Origin of the sequence: Micromonospora sp. WMMD736 (assembly GCF_049179015.1) — a bacterium.
GTDB lineage: Bacteria > Actinomycetota > Actinomycetes > Mycobacteriales > Micromonosporaceae > Micromonospora.
In genome coordinates this window covers 3420347-3435398 of record NZ_JBMHMI010000001.1, presented here as the reverse complement: position 1 = coordinate 3435398, position 15052 = coordinate 3420347, and the positions used below count along the sequence as shown (strand labels likewise).

15 protein-coding genes are annotated in these 15052 nt (G+C 72.1%); 7 read left to right on the top strand and 8 right to left on the bottom strand.

Translation table 11 applies throughout. The annotated features are described in order from the left end of the window. Positions 1 to 116 precede the first annotated feature (116 nt). Positions 117 to 1430: a DEAD/DEAH box helicase gene (locus tag ACN269_RS15095; protein ID WP_421473047.1), complete on the top strand. Its 1314-nt coding sequence runs from the start codon at positions 117 to 119 to the stop codon at positions 1428 to 1430. A 203-nt stretch (positions 1431 to 1633) separates the two neighbouring features. Further along, positions 1634 to 1834 carry a hypothetical protein gene (locus tag ACN269_RS15090; protein WP_421473046.1) on the top strand — a complete coding sequence of 67 codons (201 nt, stop codon included), beginning with the start codon at positions 1634 to 1636 and terminating at the stop codon, positions 1832 to 1834. Between the two features lie 202 nt (positions 1835 to 2036). On the opposite strand, the gene ACN269_RS15085 is transcribed toward ACN269_RS15090, so the two are convergent. The 4 genes from ACN269_RS15085 to ACN269_RS15070 are packed head-to-tail and all read right to left on the bottom strand — an operon-like array spanning position 2037 to position 5196. Then, on the bottom strand, positions 2037 to 2477 hold the full coding sequence (locus tag ACN269_RS15085; protein ID WP_421473045.1) for an RrF2 family transcriptional regulator: 441 nt from the start codon (positions 2475 to 2477) through the stop codon (positions 2037 to 2039). A 4-nt stretch (positions 2478 to 2481) separates the two neighbouring features. After that, complete coding sequence (locus tag ACN269_RS15080; protein ID WP_421473044.1) at positions 2482 to 3366, bottom strand: ABC transporter permease; 885 nt, start codon at positions 3364 to 3366, stop codon at positions 2482 to 2484. Further along, entirely contained in the window at positions 3356 to 4135 is a 780-nt protein-coding gene (locus ACN269_RS15075; protein WP_421473043.1) for an ABC transporter ATP-binding protein, read from the bottom strand. The genes ACN269_RS15080 and ACN269_RS15075 overlap by 11 nt, the downstream gene beginning before the upstream one ends. Continuing rightward, entirely contained in the window at positions 4132 to 5196 is a 1065-nt protein-coding gene (locus ACN269_RS15070) for an ABC transporter substrate-binding protein (RefSeq protein ID WP_421473042.1), read from the bottom strand. Before ACN269_RS15070 ends, ACN269_RS15075 begins: the two co-directional genes overlap by 4 nt. Before the next feature lie 218 nt (positions 5197 to 5414). Here ACN269_RS15070 and ACN269_RS15065 point away from each other — a divergent pair, with 218 nt between their 5' ends. Genes ACN269_RS15065 through nudC form a run of 3 tightly spaced genes read left to right on the top strand, consistent with a single transcriptional unit; the run spans position 5415 to position 9033 of the window. After that, a complete protein-coding gene (locus ACN269_RS15065; RefSeq protein ID WP_421473041.1) occupies positions 5415 to 6725 on the top strand; it encodes a M16 family metallopeptidase in 1311 nt (436 codons plus the stop codon). Then, positions 6722 to 8077 carry a M16 family metallopeptidase gene (locus ACN269_RS15060; protein ID WP_421473040.1) on the top strand — a complete coding sequence of 452 codons (1356 nt, stop codon included), beginning with the start codon at positions 6722 to 6724 and terminating at the stop codon, positions 8075 to 8077. Before ACN269_RS15065 ends, ACN269_RS15060 begins: the two co-directional genes overlap by 4 nt. Then, a complete protein-coding gene (gene nudC / locus ACN269_RS15055) occupies positions 8074 to 9033 on the top strand; it encodes an NAD(+) diphosphatase (protein ID WP_421473039.1) in 960 nt (319 codons plus the stop codon). Before ACN269_RS15060 ends, nudC begins: the two co-directional genes overlap by 4 nt. Positions 9034 to 9160: 127 nt before the next feature. Here nudC and ACN269_RS15050 read toward each other — a convergent pair whose 3' ends face one another. The 3 genes from ACN269_RS15050 to ACN269_RS15040 form a co-directional block, all read right to left on the bottom strand. Further along, positions 9161 to 9436, bottom strand: coding sequence for a hypothetical protein (locus ACN269_RS15050; RefSeq protein ID WP_421476356.1), 276 nt, complete (start codon positions 9434 to 9436; stop codon positions 9161 to 9163). 216 nt (positions 9437 to 9652) lie between these two features. Next, positions 9653 to 9892 carry a DUF397 domain-containing protein gene (locus tag ACN269_RS15045; protein ID WP_357125981.1) on the bottom strand — a complete coding sequence of 80 codons (240 nt, stop codon included), beginning with the start codon at positions 9890 to 9892 and terminating at the stop codon, positions 9653 to 9655. Between the two features lie 74 nt (positions 9893 to 9966). Further along, entirely contained in the window at positions 9967 to 10947 is a 981-nt protein-coding gene (locus ACN269_RS15040; protein ID WP_421473038.1) for a helix-turn-helix domain-containing protein, read from the bottom strand. A 215-nt stretch (positions 10948 to 11162) separates the two neighbouring features. On the opposite strand from ACN269_RS15040, the gene ACN269_RS15035 reads away from it, so the two are divergent. Continuing rightward, positions 11163 to 12452 carry an MFS transporter gene (locus ACN269_RS15035; protein ID WP_421473037.1) on the top strand — a complete coding sequence of 430 codons (1290 nt, stop codon included), beginning with the start codon at positions 11163 to 11165 and terminating at the stop codon, positions 12450 to 12452. 70 nt (positions 12453 to 12522) lie between these two features. Here the strand turns inward: ACN269_RS15035 and ACN269_RS15030 are convergent, their stop codons facing one another. Beyond that, positions 12523 to 12765, bottom strand: a complete 243-nt coding sequence (locus ACN269_RS15030; protein WP_357125972.1) for a mycoredoxin — start codon at positions 12763 to 12765, stop codon at positions 12523 to 12525. Positions 12766 to 12858: 93 nt separating this feature from the next. On the opposite strand from ACN269_RS15030, the gene ACN269_RS15025 reads away from it, so the two are divergent. Continuing rightward, complete coding sequence (locus tag ACN269_RS15025) at positions 12859 to 15024, top strand: ATP-dependent DNA helicase UvrD2 (RefSeq protein ID WP_421473036.1); 2166 nt, start codon at positions 12859 to 12861, stop codon at positions 15022 to 15024. The last annotated feature ends 28 nt before the right edge of the window (positions 15025 to 15052 follow it).

The following is a 15052-nucleotide window of genomic DNA, read 5'->3' as shown; positions in this document are numbered from 1 at the left end:
CCGGCCCGTACTCCAATCGGTTCGTGCTTGTGAGTCCTGGCGGCCTTCTTCCGCCGGTGACAGCGCCGCCCTCGGCGCCCTCCCTCGACACGTGCCGCGTCGAGGAAGGCTTCCGCATGACCACAGTTGTGCCCTCTTTCGCTCAGACCGGTCTGGCGCCGGCGCTGCTCAGCGCCCTGACCGCGCAGGGCATCACCGAGCCGTTCCCGATCCAGTCGGCCACGCTGCCCGACTCGCTCGCCGGTCGCGACGTGCTCGGTCGGGGTCGTACCGGCTCCGGTAAGACACTCGCCTTCGGGCTTCCTCTGCTTTCGCGTACCGCCGGCCGTAAGGCCCGGCCGGGCCGCCCGCTGGCCCTGGTGCTGGTGCCGACCCGTGAGCTGGCCCAGCAGGTCACCGTCGCGCTGGCCCCGTACGCCCGCGCCGTCGGGCTGCGGTGCGCCACCGTCGTCGGCGGACTGTCGTTGCAGCGCCAGGCGGACACGCTGCGCGCCGGCGCCGAGGTGGTCGTGGCGACCCCCGGTCGTCTGCACGACCTGATCAACCGCGGTGACGTCCGGCTCGACCAGGTGGAGATCACCGTCCTGGACGAGGCCGACCAGATGGCCGACATGGGCTTCCTGCCGCAGGTGACCAAGCTGCTGGAGCAGGTCGCCCCGCGGGGGCAGCGGATGCTCTTCTCCGCCACCCTGGACGGTGGAGTCGACCGGCTCGTCCGGCGGTTCCTCAGCAACCCGGTGACCCACTCGGTCGATCCGGGCACCGCCACGGTCACCGCGATGACGCACCACGTGCTGCACGTCGACGCGCTCGACAAGCCCGACGCGCTGGCCCGGATCGCGGCCCGGGAGGGCCGCACCATCCTGTTCATGGGCACCAAGCACCGCGCCGACCGGCTCGCCCGCCAGTTGCTCTCCAAGGGTGTACGCGCCGCCGCGCTGCACGGCGGCAAGTCCCAGCCGCAGCGCACCCGCATCCTCGAGCAGTTCCGCAACGGTCAGGTGACCGCCCTGGTCGCCACGGACGTGGCGGCGCGGGGCATCCACGTGGACGGCCTCGACATGGTCGTCAACGTGGACCCGCCGACCGAGGCGAAGGACTACCTGCACCGGGGCGGCCGGACGGCCCGCGCCGGCGAGTCCGGCTCGGTGGTGACGCTGGTCCTGCCCGAGCAGCGCCGCGACGTGTCCCGGCTGATGGCCACCGCCGGCATCCGGCCGCAGTCGGTTCAGGTGCGTCCGGGCGACGAGGCGTTGGCCCGGGTCACCGGGGCCCGTGAGCCCTCCGGTGTGCCGGTCACCATCGCCGCCCCGCAGGTAGCGGCCACCCGGGGTCGGGCCGCAGGTGGCTCGGCCACGGACGGGGCGCCCCGCTCCGCGCACCGCGCGTCGGGCCGGTCCCGCCGCCCGCGCCGCCCGCGTACGGTCTGATCCTCTCCGCACGGCACCGACCCGTCCCGCTTCGGCGGGACGGGTCGCTTCGTTCCGTGCGGCTTCCCGCCGGTTGACCGTTCGGTTGAATCGGTAATCAGCCTCCCTTGGGTCGGCTGGCCGACTGTGTCCTGCTTCCGGTTGGTCGAAGCTGACCAGCGGGGGAGAGCCGGGCGGGGGTCCGGCGCGGGGGAGGAGCGGCAATGGTGGGCGAAGCCGGCTCGGGGGCGCTGCGGGAGCTGATCCTGGTGGTTGCGGTCGGGCTCGCCGGGTTGCTCCTCGCCATGCTCGCGGCCTTCGGCCCCTGGCACGCCACCACGGCGGGCAACGCTCCCGCCGGTCTGGTGGAGCTGCGCAGTCCCGGCGACCCGGGCTCCGGCCCGACGGTCGGGCACCGGGGCTGAGCAGCGACCGGCCGACCGGCGCCGGCGGAGGGGCAGGCCCGGTCAGGATCGGTACGAGGTGTGGTCGGGCCGGCGGGGCACCGGCCCGACCACACCGCCACCGTGTCCGCGGGTGCACCCAGCTCGTCGATCTTGCAGTTTCAGTCGTCGATGTGCCGTGGTACACCCCCTTTGCCGCCGCAGCGAGTGCAAGATCGCGGGTCTAGGAGGGGGCGGCTCGGGTCTGGTTGCTGGTCAGCAGGTCGGCCAGGGTGGTGCTGTCGACGACGGTGGCGATCGCGCCGTGCACCGCCAGCCAGACGTCGGTGAGCCCCGCGGCAACCCCGTGATAGCCGGCCCGCTCGGCCGGTAGGCCGCGCACGGTGGTCAGCGACCCACCGACCGCGCGCAGCACGTCCCCGATCGTGATCTCGGTGGCCGGCCTGGTCAGCGCGTACCCACCATCGGCGCCGCGATGGCTGTGCAGCAGGCCGGCGCGACGCAAATCGAGCAGGATGCCCTGGAGGAAGCTCAGCGGGATCTCCTGCACCTCGGCCAGGCTGCCCGCCTTCACCAGCTCGCCGACGCCGTCGCCGCCCGGTGCGGCGGCGGCGACGGCGAGCATCGCCCGGAGCGCGTAGTCGCTGCGCGCGGAGACGTACACCGCTTTAGTTGCCCGCCTGGTCGAGCACACCCCAGCGACGTCGGATCGCCTTGTCCGCCGCGCCGAACGCGGCGTCCACCACCAGGCCGAGCACCAGGATGACGATCATCGTGGAGAGCAGCCACGGCGCGTCGGACAGCTCCCGGGAGTAGGTGAGCTGCGCGCCGAGTGAGGTCTGCGAGATGCCGACCACGATCAGCTCGCCGGCCATCAGACTCCGCCAGGAGAATGCCCAACCCTGCTTGAGGCCCGCGACGATCGCCGGCAGCGCGGCCGGCGCGATCACGTACCGGTAGAGGTTCAGCCCGCGGGCGCCCAGGTTGCGGCCGGCGCGCAGGAGCAGCGGTGGCACGTAGTCCACTCCCGAGATCACGCCGTTGGCGATGGAGGGCGCCGCACCGAGCACCACCACGAAGAAGATCGCCTTCTCGCTCAACTCGAACAGCAGGATGGCCAGCGGGAACCAGGCGATCGACGGCATGGTCTGTAACGCGGTGATCATCGAGCCGATGGCGGCGCGCAGCACCGTGGACCGGGCCACCGCGAGGCCCAGCAGCAGGCCGACCGCGACCGAGAAGACGTACCCGACGGCCGCTCGGCGCAGCGTCGTGAGCAGGCCCTCCCAGAGCTGCGGGCCCTGGGCCTGGGTGATCAGCTCACGGCCGACGACCAGCGGCCCGGGCAGGGAGTACGGCGGCTTCCAGCCCGAGAGGACCACCAGCTGCCAGGCCAGGATGGCGATGGCCAGCGCGGCGAGCTTGGGCCAGGTGGCCGCCCAGAGCCGGGCACCCCGGGAGACCTCCTTCTCCCGGCCGGCGATCTCCAGCGCGTCCAGTCCGGTGATCTCCGCGTCGCTGCGTGCCGTGCTGGTGAGGGTGTCACTGGCCATGGCGGCCCACCTCCGTACGGAGTCGTTCGGTGACCTCGGCGGCGATGGCGGCGACCTCGGGGGAGTCGATCCGTCGTGGCCGTGGGATGTCCACCTCGGTGGAGTAGATGATCCGGCCGGGGCGGCTGGAGAGCAGGATGATGCGGTCGGCGAGCCGGGCAGCCTCGCGGACGTTGTGCGTGACGAACAGGACCGAGAGTCGGCGCTCGGACCAGATGCGTTCCAACTCGTCGTGCAGGATGTCGCGGGTCATGGCGTCCAGCGCGCCGAACGGCTCGTCCATCAGCAGCACCGGCGTGTCCAGGGCCAGGGTGCGGGCCAGCGCGACCCGCTGGCGCATCCCGCCGGACAGTTCGTGCGGACGCTTGCGGCCGAACTCGGCCAGGTGCACCGTGCGCAGCAGCTCGGCGACCCGGTCGCGGCGCTCGGCGCGGGAGAGGCCCCGCAGCTTCAGTGGCACCTCCACGTTGGCCTCGACGGTCAGCCAGGGGAACAGCGCCGGCTCCTGGAACATCAGCCCCGGGTTCGCGTCTCCGGCGATGCCGATCGTGCCGCCGCTCGGCCGGTCCAGACCGGCGACCAGGTTGAGCAGGGTGCTCTTACCGCAGCCGGACGCGCCGACCAGACAGACGAACTCGCCCGGCGCGACGTCGAGGGAGACCCCGTCCAGGGCCAGTACCGCGTTCGCCCCGCGCCCGTACACCTTGGTCACGCCGGAGAGCGCGACCGCGGTGGTCGCGCTCTGCGGCGTCGTCGTGGTCGACGTCATGGCTGGGTGACCTCGGGCTTGCCGGCCGCCTTGAGCGCCTTGTTGAGGTACGTGAGGTCGTACAGGCCCTTGAGGTCGACGGGCTCGGTGAGCTTGACGTCGACGGCGTGGTCGAGTCCGGCCTTGAGCGAGGCGGCGATCGGGTCGTTGGTGAACTCCAACGTCGGCCACGCCTGCTTGATCAGCTTGAGGTCCAGCGGCTTGCCGGTGATCTTGCCGATCGCGTCGGAGATGGCCTGTTGGGCCTCGTCCGGCTTGCTGTTGACGAACTCGTTCGCGGCGACCTGGCCGTCGACCAGCTTCTGCACGACGTCCGGGTGCGCCTTGAGGAACTTGGTGCTGACCAGCAGGTTGGTGATGACGAACTTCTTGTCGGGCCACAGGTCCCGCTCGTCGACGAGCACCTTGCCGCCGGCGTTGATGAGCTGGGAGACGAACGGCTCGGGCACCCAGGCGGCGTCGATCGCGCCGCTTCGGAAGGTTTCCAGGGTCTGGGCGTTCTGCTGCGGGACGATTTTGACGTCGCCGCCACCCTCCTTGGTGGTGGTGAGGCCCTGCTGCTTGAGCCAGTACCGGACGGCCACGTCCTGGGTGTTGCCGAGCTGCGGGGTGGCGACCTTCTTGCCCTTGAGGTCCTGCGGGCCGTTGATGCCGGGCTTGACGACCAGCGCCACGCCGCCGGACGCCGCGCCCGAGACGACCCGGACCGCCTCGCCCTTGGACTTGGAGAACGCGTTGACGGTGGGGTTCGGGCCGATGTAGGTCGCGTCCAGCGCGCCGGAGAAGACCGCCTCGATGGCCTCCGGGCCGGCGTTGAAGGTCTTCGGGTCCAGCTTGACGTCGGCGCCGAGCTTCTCGGCGAAGATGCCCTTCTCCACGCCGACGACGGCCGGCGCGTGGGTGATGTTGGGGAAGTAGCCGAGCCGCAGGGTCACCGGGCCGGAGCCGCCCTGCGCGCCATCGCTGTCGTCGCCGCACGCGGCGGTGCTGCCCAGGGTCGCCGCGCCGAGGGCGGTGAGGGTGGCCAGGGTGACCAGCCGGCGCAGGGGGAGGCGTCTCATCGTCCATCCAATCCGCAGTATTCCTACTTAGTTGGTAGGAAGACTGGGCCAGCCTGCGAGCAGCGTCAAGGGGCATCCACATGTCGGGAAGGGGCGTCTCAGTTATGTCGGCATTTCCTACTGTCTTGCTGTGGTAGGCGAGCGGCCTCGCAAGCCGGTGGCAGCGGCTGCACGAAGGTCGCCGGTGGCCGGGGTGCCGACGCGCTAGGGTCGATCCCGTGGCGGCGCGGAGATCCAGAATTCCAGCGACGAAGTATCCGGTCGAGCGGTTCACCCTCGACAACGGCCTGCGGGTGGTCCTCACCCCCGATCGCAGCGCCCCGGTGATCGGGGTGGCGGTGGTCTACGACGTCGGCATCCGCTCCGAACCCCAGGGGCGTACGGGCTTCGCCCACCTCTTCGAGCACCTGATGTTCCAGGGCTCGGAGAACCTGGAGAAGCTGGCCCACTTCCGGCACGTGCAGGGCGCCGGTGGCACGTTCAACGGCTCCACCCACCTGGACTACACCGACTACTTCGAGACGCTGCCCAGCAACGCACTGGAACGCGCCCTGTTCCTCGAAGCGGACCGGATGCGGGCGCCCCGACTGACCGAGGAGAACCTGCGCAACCAGGTCGACGTCGTGAAAGAGGAGATCCGGGTCAACGTGCTCAGCCGGCCGTACGGTGGTTTCCCCTGGCTGACCCTGCCGCCGGTCATGTTCGACACCTTTGCGAACGCGCACGACGGCTACGGCTCCTTCGACGACCTGGAGTCGGCCACCGTGGCCGACGCCGCCGACTTCTTCCGCCACTACTACGCCAGTGGCAACGCGGTCCTGGCCGTCAGTGGGGACATCGACGTGGCCGAGGCGACCGTGCTGGTCACCCGGCACTTCGGCGACGTTCCGGCCCGCCCCGCGCCACGACGACCCGACTTCAGCGAGCCCGACCTCACCGCCGAACGGCGCAACTCGTACACCGACGCCCTGGCGCCGTTGCCGGCCGTGGCCGGCGCGTGGCGGGTGCCCGACCCGATCGGCGACTTCGCCGGCTACCTGCCGTACGTGGTGCTGGCCGAGGTGCTCACCGACGGCGACGCGTCCCGCCTGGTCGAACGCCTCGTGCAGCGCGACCGCACGGTGACCAGCCTGGGTGGCTACCTCGGCTTCATGGGCGACCCGTTCGACGTCCGCGACCCCACCGCGTTGCTGTTGCAGGCGCATCTGCCGCCCGGCGGGGACGTGGACAAGGTGCTGCGCACCATCGACGAGGAGCTGGACCGGCTGGCCACTGACGGGCTGACCGACGGCGAACTGGCCCGCACCCAGGCACGGATGGCCACCCACCTGCTCCGCGACACCGACGCCGTCCTCGGCCGGGCGCTGCGGATGGCCGTCCTCGAGCAGCAACGCGGCGAGCCGGGCCTGCTCAACGACCTGCCCCGACTGGTCGGCGACGTCACCGAGGAGCAGGTCCGGGCCGCCGCGGCCACCCTGCGCCCGGAGCGCCGCGCGTCGGTCGAGGTCATCCCCGGAGGCACCCGATGAGCACCACCACCACGACCGCCGCCACCGTCGGGCCGCGTACGCTGCCCCCGCTCGGCCCGACCCGCAAGCTGAAGGTTCCCAAGGAGGCCGAGCGCACGCTGGGCAACGGGCTCACCGTCATCGCGGTACGCCGGCCCGCGGTGCCCCTGGTCGAGCTGCGGCTCTGGGTGCCGTTCGGTCGCGCCCACCTCGCGCGCGGCGCGATGCTGTCCCAGACCATGCTCTCCGGCACCGAGTCGATGACCAGCGTGCAACTCGCCGCCGAGCTGCAGAAGGTCGGCGGTGGGCTTTCCGCAGGCGTCGACCCGGACCGGCTGATGATCTCCGGTGCCGGGCTGGTCACCGGCCTGGACCGGATGCTGGAGTTGCTGGCCGAGGTGCTGACCGGCGCCAGCTACCCGAACGACGAGGTGGCCGCCGAGCGGGACCGGCTCATCGACCGGATCCAGGTCGCGCAGAGCCAGCCGTCGCACCTGGCCCGCGAAGCGCTCCTGAAAAGGATCTACGGGCGGCACCCGTACGCCACGCAGACCCCGGAGCCGGCCCAGCTCCGTGCCGTCCGACCGGCGGCACTGCGCAGCCTGCACGCCGAGCGGGTGCACCCCGCCGGGGCGCAGTTGGTGGTGGTCGGCGACGTGCAGCCGGAGAAGGCCCTGGACGCCGTCGAGCGGGCGCTGGCCGGGTGGACCGGGGCCGGGCGTACGGCCACCCTGCCGGCCACCCCGCCGCTGACGCCGGGTCCGCTGCTGCTGGTCGACCGGCCCGGCTCGGTGCAGTCCTCGCTGCGCGTGGCGTTGCCCGCCGTGCCGCGTACCGACCCCGACCACGCCCCGCTGCAACTGGCCAATCTGATCTTCGGGGGCTACTTCTCGTCCCGCTGGGTGGAGAACATCCGCGAGGACAAGGGCTACACGTACGGCCCGCACTCGGTGATCGAGCACTCGGTGGCCGGGTCGGTGCTGGTCGCCGGTGCCGAGGTGGCCACCGAGGTCACCGGTCCGGCGCTGCTGGAGACCACCTACGAGTTGGGTCGGCTGGCCGCACTGCCGCCGAAGCCCGAGGAGCTGGAGCAGGCCCGCCAGTACGCCCTGGGCACCCTCCAGCTCGGAATGTCCACGCAGGCTGGTCTGGCGGCGCTGACCAGCGCGTACGCCGGTAATGGCCTGCGCCTGGACTTCCTGGCCGAGTACGCGTCCCGCCTCGCGAAGGCGACCGTCGACGACGTCGCCAGGGCCGCCGCCCACTACCTCGCGCCCGCCAGGGCGGTGGTCGTCGTGCTCGGCGACGCCGAGCGGATCACCCCGGGGCTGACCGCGCTGACGTCCGTGCACACCGAGCCGGTGCAGCCGTGAGCGGGGAGGCCGCGCCACCGCTGGCGCGCTCGACGCTGGATCGGGCCGCGCACCGCCGGGGTGACGCGCAGTGGTTGACCGAGGCGTGGCTACGCGGCCGGGTGCTGCTGCTCGACTCGACGGACAACGGGCGGACGCTCGCGCGTACCGACGTGTCGCCTCCTACGCTGGTGCTGTTCGGCGCGGCCGACGCGCCGGCCGGCGCGGAGTCGACGGCGATGTTCCTCGGTGTCGAGCCGGACGGGGTGCCGGTGTTCGCGGTCGACGCCCCGTTGCCGGCGCTGCCGGGCACCCACGCGGTCAACCTGCGGGAGGTGGGCCACCTGCTGAGCGACCGGGAGGCTGGCATCTTCACCACCGCGCTCGCGCTGCTGAACTGGCACATCCGGCACGGCCACTCGTCGGCGACCGGCGCGCCCACCGTCATGGACGAGGCCGGCTGGTCGCGGGTGGATCGCAACGGCGAGCGGATCTGGCCGCGTACCGACCCGGCGATGATCGTGCTGGTGCACGACGGCGTCGACGGCCCGGAAGGCCGCTGCCTGCTCGGCAACAACGCGGGCTGGCCGGGCACCCCGGGTGGCCGGCGCTACTCCTGTCTGGCCGGTTACGTCGAGCCGGGGGAGTCGGCGGAGGCCGCCGTACTGCGCGAGGTCCACGAGGAGGTGGGCATCGCGGTCGAACGGATCGGGTACGTCGGCAGCCAGGCCTGGCCGTTCCCGGGCTCGCTGATGCTGGGGTTCCTGGCCACCGCCGACCCGTCCGATCCGGTGCGGGTCGACCCGTCCGAGATCGCGTACGCCCGGTGGTTCACCCGGGAGGAGATCGGGGCCGCGTGCGCGGGGCGGGCGGTGGACGTGGGGGACGGGGCTCAGCTGATCCTGCCGCCGCCGTCGTCGATCGCGTTGTTCCTCATCCACCGCTGGTTGGACGGGTGGGTGGACGCCGCGCGGTGAGCACGGTCCCGGCCCGCGGCCGTCGTTGCCGCGACGGTCACGGGCCGGGAACACGGGCCGCCGTGGTCGGTGGGAGCGGTATGACGCGGCGGGGGAGCCGAGCCGACCACGGCGGACGTCTGGTGGGTCAGGTGCCGGTGCGGCCGGGTCTGCGCCGGAAGGCGGGCTGCGGTTCGGCGAGCGGCAGCACCTTGACCCGTTGCTTGCCGGCCCGCACCGCACCGACGGTGGACAGGGCCCGGGCCAGCACCAGCGCGGCGTCGCGGTCCTCGGCGTGCACGGTCTGCCGGCGCGGCTCGGGCGTGGTGGTCTCGTCGCGGAGGCGGTGGCCGTCCGCCCAGGCGGCGGCGATGTCACCGTCGGCGACGGCGCGGATGTCGGTGCGAACGATCAGGAACCGCATGAGGGTCTCCGGATGAACCGCGACGGATGAGCCGCTGTGTGGAAGTTCCACGTTCTCGTCGGTCATGTTACGCCCCGTGGTCATCCCAGCAAGTGAAACGCGCCTATTGGTTTCGAGGCTCGTCCGATCGGCGGATGCCTGGTCAGCGGGGTCGCGGGCGGATACGACGACGGGGCCGCCGGCACTGTGCCGACGGCCCCGCCTCACGGTGGAGGATCAGTTCAGATCGAACTGGCCCGTCTTCGCCCCGGCGATGAAGCCGAGCCAGCCGGCGCGGTTGAACAGCAGCACCGGGCCGCCCCGGTCCTTGCTGTCGCGCAGCGCGACCGCCGACGGGCCGGTGCCCAGCGGCGCGACCTCCACGCAGTTGGAGGTCTGGCTACGGGTGCTGGTACGCCACGGGGCGTCCGCCAGGGAACTGGCGGAGACGGACGGCGTGTGGTGGATGTCGTTCATGGTTCTGCTCCTGATGTGAACCGATCCGATGGGACGAGTGGTGCCGCACGCCCCGACGGAAGGTCCCCCGTGGATCACCGGTCCGTCAGTCGTCCCGAATCACGGCGGCGCTGGGTCGGCGCCGTTGCCGGCCCGAACGCCACTGTGGATGCGGGTGCCGCCCCGGTCAGCCGTCCCGTCGCCTCGATCAGCCAGGAGAGGGTGTCCGAAGCGTCTAGTGCCGCCGTGCATAGCCACTCGAACACCACTTTATAGCGATTTAGCGTGATTGACTCGGTCGACATGACGTCGACGAACCCCCCTTCGATGGCCAATGTCTCCGGATCGAGCGGATCGGCGAACCGATAGAGGGAGAAGGCGGTCGGCGGAAGGTACCAATCGCCCACCTGAACGTCCCGCGGAAGCACATGCAGCGTCACGTTCGGCAGCAGAGCCAGCTCGCAGAGTTGGTGCAACTGCTCGTGCAGCACCTCGGGCGGTCCGGACCGACGGCCGAGGGTGGCCTCCTCCAGCACGGCCGTGTAGGTCGGCGCGTGCGGCTCGCGCGTCAGCAGCGTCTGACGGGCCAGCCGCGCCTGGACCTCGGTCTCCAACTCGTCGGCCGGCTTCTGCTCGCCGGCCCGCTCGCTCACCCGACGGGCCGACTGGAGTCGGACCCGCGCGTATCCGGCGGTCTGCAGCAGGCCCGGCACCAGCACCGGGTTGTACTCGGAGATCTCCGCGCAGCCCGCCTCCAACTCGGCCCAGCTTCGCTGCTGCTGCGTCATCACCGGAAAGTTCTTCAACCAGCCGCGCATGTCGCCGGCCTCACCGGCGATCCCGAGCAACTCCTCGCGCGCGGCGGCGTCGGCGCCGTACAGGTCCAGCAGGACGCTGACGTCCTGCGGGTCCGGTCTACTGCGCCCGTTCTCGAGGCGGGACAGTTTGGACGCGGACGCCCAGCCGATCCGCTCGATGACCTGATCGCCCGTGAGGCCTGCGATTTCACGCAGGCTGCGCAGTTCGATGCCCAACCGTCGGCGACGCATGATTGGGCTGGGTGCGGCAGGAGGCACAGTGTCCTCTTTCCCGTCGTCCGCCGCAGACGCGACGGTAACTGTATGAAATTCGCCCCCCACGGTCAGTATGGACGGCGCGACCGGTGTCGGAGGTTCCGGCGGGGGCGTGTCTTGCCAAAAATGGACCACGGGTACGCCGGACGATGACGGACCCGCGGTCCCAGCCTCGTCGACCGCGCCCAGCCGGGCACGCCATCCTGCCGGAGGGACCCATGCGTACCGTCCTGCGCCGACCCGACTTCCGTCTCCTCTTCGGCGGCCTGCTGGCCAGCATGACCGCCGAGTCGATCCTGCTACTCGCGCTCGCCATCTGGGTCAAGGACCTGACCGGCTCCGACGGGCTGGCCGGCGGCATCATCTTCGCCGTTGTCGCTCCGATGACGATGGCGCCGCTGGTCGGATGGTTCGTCGACAGGTACCCCCGCCGGCCCTTCTTCGTGGCCGCGAACGTGGTCACCGCGGTGCTGCTCGTACCGCTGTTCACCGTCCGCGACGCGGGTGACGTCTGGGTGGTCTACCTGGTCGCCACCCTGTACGGGCTGTCGTCCATCACGCTCGGCGCGGCGCTCAGCGGGCTGATCCGGCAACTGGTGCCCGTAGAGCTGTTGGCCGATGCGAACGGCGTGCTGCAGACCGTACGCCAGGGATTGCGGTTGGTCGGTCCCCTGGTCGGCGCGGCGCTCTACGCGGCGCTCGGCGGGTGGGCGCTGGCCGGCATCGGCATGCTCGGCTTCGCGGCGGCCGCCGTGGTGGTGACCGCGGTGCCGAGCCCGGCACAGCCGCCGCCCACCGCACGGTTGCGGTGGCCCGCCGAGCTGGGCGCCGGCCTGCGACACCTGACCGGTGAGCCGGCGCTGCGCCGGGCCCTCGTCGGCTACGGGCTCGGGTCGCTGGTGATGGGCTTCAGCGAGTCGCTAATCTTCGCGTACGTCGACCAGGGGTTGGACCGGGACGCCGCGTTCGTGGGCGTGCTGGTGATGGTGCAGGGCATCGGCGGACTGTGCGGCGGGATCTGCTCGCCGGCCCTGGTGCGGCGGCTCGGCGAGGTCGGCACCCTGGCCGCCGGGGTGGCGTTCTTCTCCCCGGCGGCGCTCGCGCTCGCATACCCCGACCTGCGGCTCGGGTTCGGAGCGGTGCTGCTGGCCGGCGTCTCACTACCGCTGACGATGGTGGGTCTGCACACGCTGATCCAGCGGCGCACGCCGCACGCCCTGGTCGGACGGGTGACGGCGGCCACCCAGGCGCTGGTCAGCGGGCCGCAGGCGTTCTCCATCGGCGCGGGCGCGCTGTTGGTCGGCGTCCTGGACTACCGTGCCCTGTTCGTGCTGGTCGGGGTGGCCACGCTGGCTGCCGGCAGCTACCTGTGGCGGGGCCGACACCTCAGCGCGCCGTCAGGTGGCGCGACGCCCACACCACCGACCCTGCCGGGGCCACGCCGCCCGCTCGACGCCGGCATCGACAGCTCGGTGACCGTGGCCACCCGGCGGCCGTTCCGGCGATGACGGGAGGCCGGACACGACGAACGGCCACCCATGGGGGTGACCGTTCGTCGAGGGTCGGTACGCGTGCCAGTCAGGCGCCCAGCGTCGCCAGGTGCTGCTTGACCTGCGCGATCGACGGGTTGGTCAGGGCGCTGCCGTCGTCGAAACGCAGCGTCGGCACCGTCTGGTTGCCGCCGTTGACGCTCATCACGAAGTCCGCGGCCTTCGGGTCCTGCTCGATGTCGACCACCTCATACCCGATGCCTTCCCGGTCGAGCTGCGACTTCAGCCGGTGGCAGTAGCCGCACCAGGGAGTGGAATACATCGTCAGCATGATCGGATCCTCCAACTGCTCCGGCCGCCGGCTTGCCGATCAAGCCGAGGCTGTCCGCTACAACACCCGGGGGAGCTGAGATGATTCCTGGTTGTGGGGGTTCACTCAGCGTCGGAAGGCGTACTCGCCGGGCTGGACCCGGAGCAGCGCTCCGCGGTGACCGCGCCGGCCGGCCCGGTCTGCATCCTGGCGGGGGCCGGCACCGGCAAGACCCGCGCGATCACCTCCCGGATCGCCCACCGCGCGCTCTCCGGTGAGATCTCCCCCCGGCACGTGCTCGCCGTCACGTTCACCGCCCGCGCCGCCGCCGAGATGCGCCACCGTCTCACGCTGCTCGGGGCGCAGGGCGTCCAGGCGCGGACGTTCCATGCTGCCGCGCTGCGCCAGGTGCGCTACTTCGCGCCCCGCCTGCTGGCCGGTCGCGCCATGCCCGAGCTGCTGGACAGCAAGGTGCGGCTGGTCACCCTCGCCGCCGCGCGGGTCGGTATGCGTGCCGACCGGGCGGCCGCGCGGGACCTGGCCGGCGAGATCGAGTGGGCCAAGTCGTCGCTGGTCGAGCCGGGGGACTACGTCGTGGCCGCGGCCCGCGCGCTGCGGGACACGCCGCACGAGCCGGCGAAGGTCGCCGAGGTGTTCACCGCCTACGAGCAGCTCAAGCGCTCCAACGGGGTGATCGACTTCGAGGACATGCTGCGGGCCGCGGTGTGGGGCATCGAGGAGCACCCGGACGTCGCCGAACAGGTCCGTGGCCAGTACCGGCACTTCGTGGTCGACGAGTACCAGGACGTCAACCCGCTCCAGCAGCGGTTGCTGGACGCCTGGCTGGGCGGCCGTACCGACCTGACCGTGGTCGGCGACGCCAGCCAGACCATCTACTCGTTCACCGGGGCGACCTCGGCCTACCTGGTGGACTTCCCGCGTCGGCACCGTGACGCCACAGTCGTGCGACTGGTCCGGGACTACCGCTCCACCCCACAGGTCGTCGGGCTCGCCAACGCCGTGATCTCGCAGGCGCGCGGCACCGAGGCCCGGCTGCGACTGGAGTTGAGCGGACAGCGGCCCCCGGGGCCGGAACCCGACCTGCGGATCTTCACCGACGAGCCCGCCGAGGCGAACGCGGTGGCCGCGCGCTGCCGGTCGCTGATCGACGCCGGCACCCCGGCGAAGGAGATCGCCGTCCTGTTCCGGACCAACGCCCAGTCCGAGGCGTACGAGAAGGCGCTGACCGAGGCCGCCGTGCCGTACGTGGTGCAGGGCGCCGAGCGCTTCTTCGAGCGCGCCGAGGTCCGCCAGGCCATGGTCGCCCTGCGCTCCGCCACCCGGTCCATCCCCGGGGAGACGCCGCTGCCGGCCGCCGTCGTCGAGGCGCTCACCGCCGTGGGCTGGGCGCCGGACGCGCCCCCGGCCGGCGGGGCCGCCCGCGAGCGCTGGGAGGCGCTGGCCGCGCTGGTCCAGCTCGCCGAGGAGTACGCGGCCACCCCCGAACTGGTGCCGATCGGCGAGGCCGCGTCGGTGGAGCGTCCGGTCACCCTCACCGACTTCACCGAGGAACTGGCCCGTCGGGCCGCGCAGCAGCACGTGCCGACGGTGGACGGCGTCACGCTGGCGTCCCTGCACTCGGCCAAGGGGCTGGAGTGGGACGCCGTGTTCCTGGTCGGCCTCGCCGAGGGCACCCTGCCCACCACGTACGCCAAGACCGTCGAGCAGGTGGAGGAGGAGCGCCGCCTGCTGTACGTCGGGATCACCCGGGCCCGGCAGTGGCTCTGGCTGTCGTACGCCGCCGCGCGCTCGCCGGGCGGACGGGCCCGGCGGCCCTCGCGGTTCCTGCCCCAGCTGGACCGCTCCGGCGGTACCGAGCGGGCCGGCGCCGCCACGGGCGGAGCCCGGCGACCCGAGCGGCGTCGGACGCAGATCGTGTCCTGCCGGATCTGCGGCGCGACCCTGCTCGCCGGCCCGGACCGGAAGCTGGGCCGCTGTCCCACCTGCCCGTCCGACATCGACGACGAGCTGCACGAACGCCTGCGCGAGTGGCGGCAGCGGGTGGCCGGCGCGCAGAAGGTCCCGGCGTACGTGGTGTTCACCGACGCCACGTTGACCGCGTTGGCCGAGCGGCGACCCCGCCGGCCGGAGGAGTTGATCGCGATCGCCGGCATCGGCCCCCGCAAACTGGGCCTCTACGGCGACTCGGTACTGGCGCTCGTGGGGGGCGCGGGGGTGGACGACGTCTGCCCGGAGAAAACTTTCGAAATCTCGTCGTAAATTCGTTTGCCCTCGCGCCCAGGCGAGG

Bases quoted from the DNA above. Each gene is read 5' to 3' on its own strand.
- ACN269_RS15095 (WP_421473047.1), top strand. From the start codon at position 117: ATGACCACAGTTGTGCCCTCTTTCGCTCAGACCGGTCTGGCGCCGGCG.
- ACN269_RS15090 (WP_421473046.1), top strand. From the start codon at position 1,634: ATGGTGGGCGAAGCCGGCTCGGGGGCGCTGCGGGAGCTGATCCTGGTG.
- ACN269_RS15080 (WP_421473044.1), bottom strand. From the start codon at position 3,366: ATGGCCAGTGACACCCTCACCAGCACGGCACGCAGCGACGCGGAGATC.
- ACN269_RS15075 (WP_421473043.1), bottom strand. From the start codon at position 4,135: ATGACGTCGACCACGACGACGCCGCAGAGCGCGACCACCGCGGTCGCG.
- ACN269_RS15070 (WP_421473042.1), bottom strand. From the start codon at position 5,196: ATGAGACGCCTCCCCCTGCGCCGGCTGGTCACCCTGGCCACCCTCACC.
- ACN269_RS15060 (WP_421473040.1), top strand. From the start codon at position 6,722: ATGAGCACCACCACCACGACCGCCGCCACCGTCGGGCCGCGTACGCTG.
- ACN269_RS15050 (WP_421476356.1), bottom strand. From the start codon at position 9,436: ATGCGGTTCCTGATCGTTCGCACCGACATCCGCGCCGTCGCCGACGGT.
- ACN269_RS15045 (WP_357125981.1), bottom strand. From the start codon at position 9,892: ATGAACGACATCCACCACACGCCGTCCGTCTCCGCCAGTTCCCTGGCG.
- ACN269_RS15035 (WP_421473037.1), top strand. From the start codon at position 11,163: ATGCGTACCGTCCTGCGCCGACCCGACTTCCGTCTCCTCTTCGGCGGC.
- ACN269_RS15030 (WP_357125972.1), bottom strand. From the start codon at position 12,765: ATGCTGACGATGTATTCCACTCCCTGGTGCGGCTACTGCCACCGGCTG.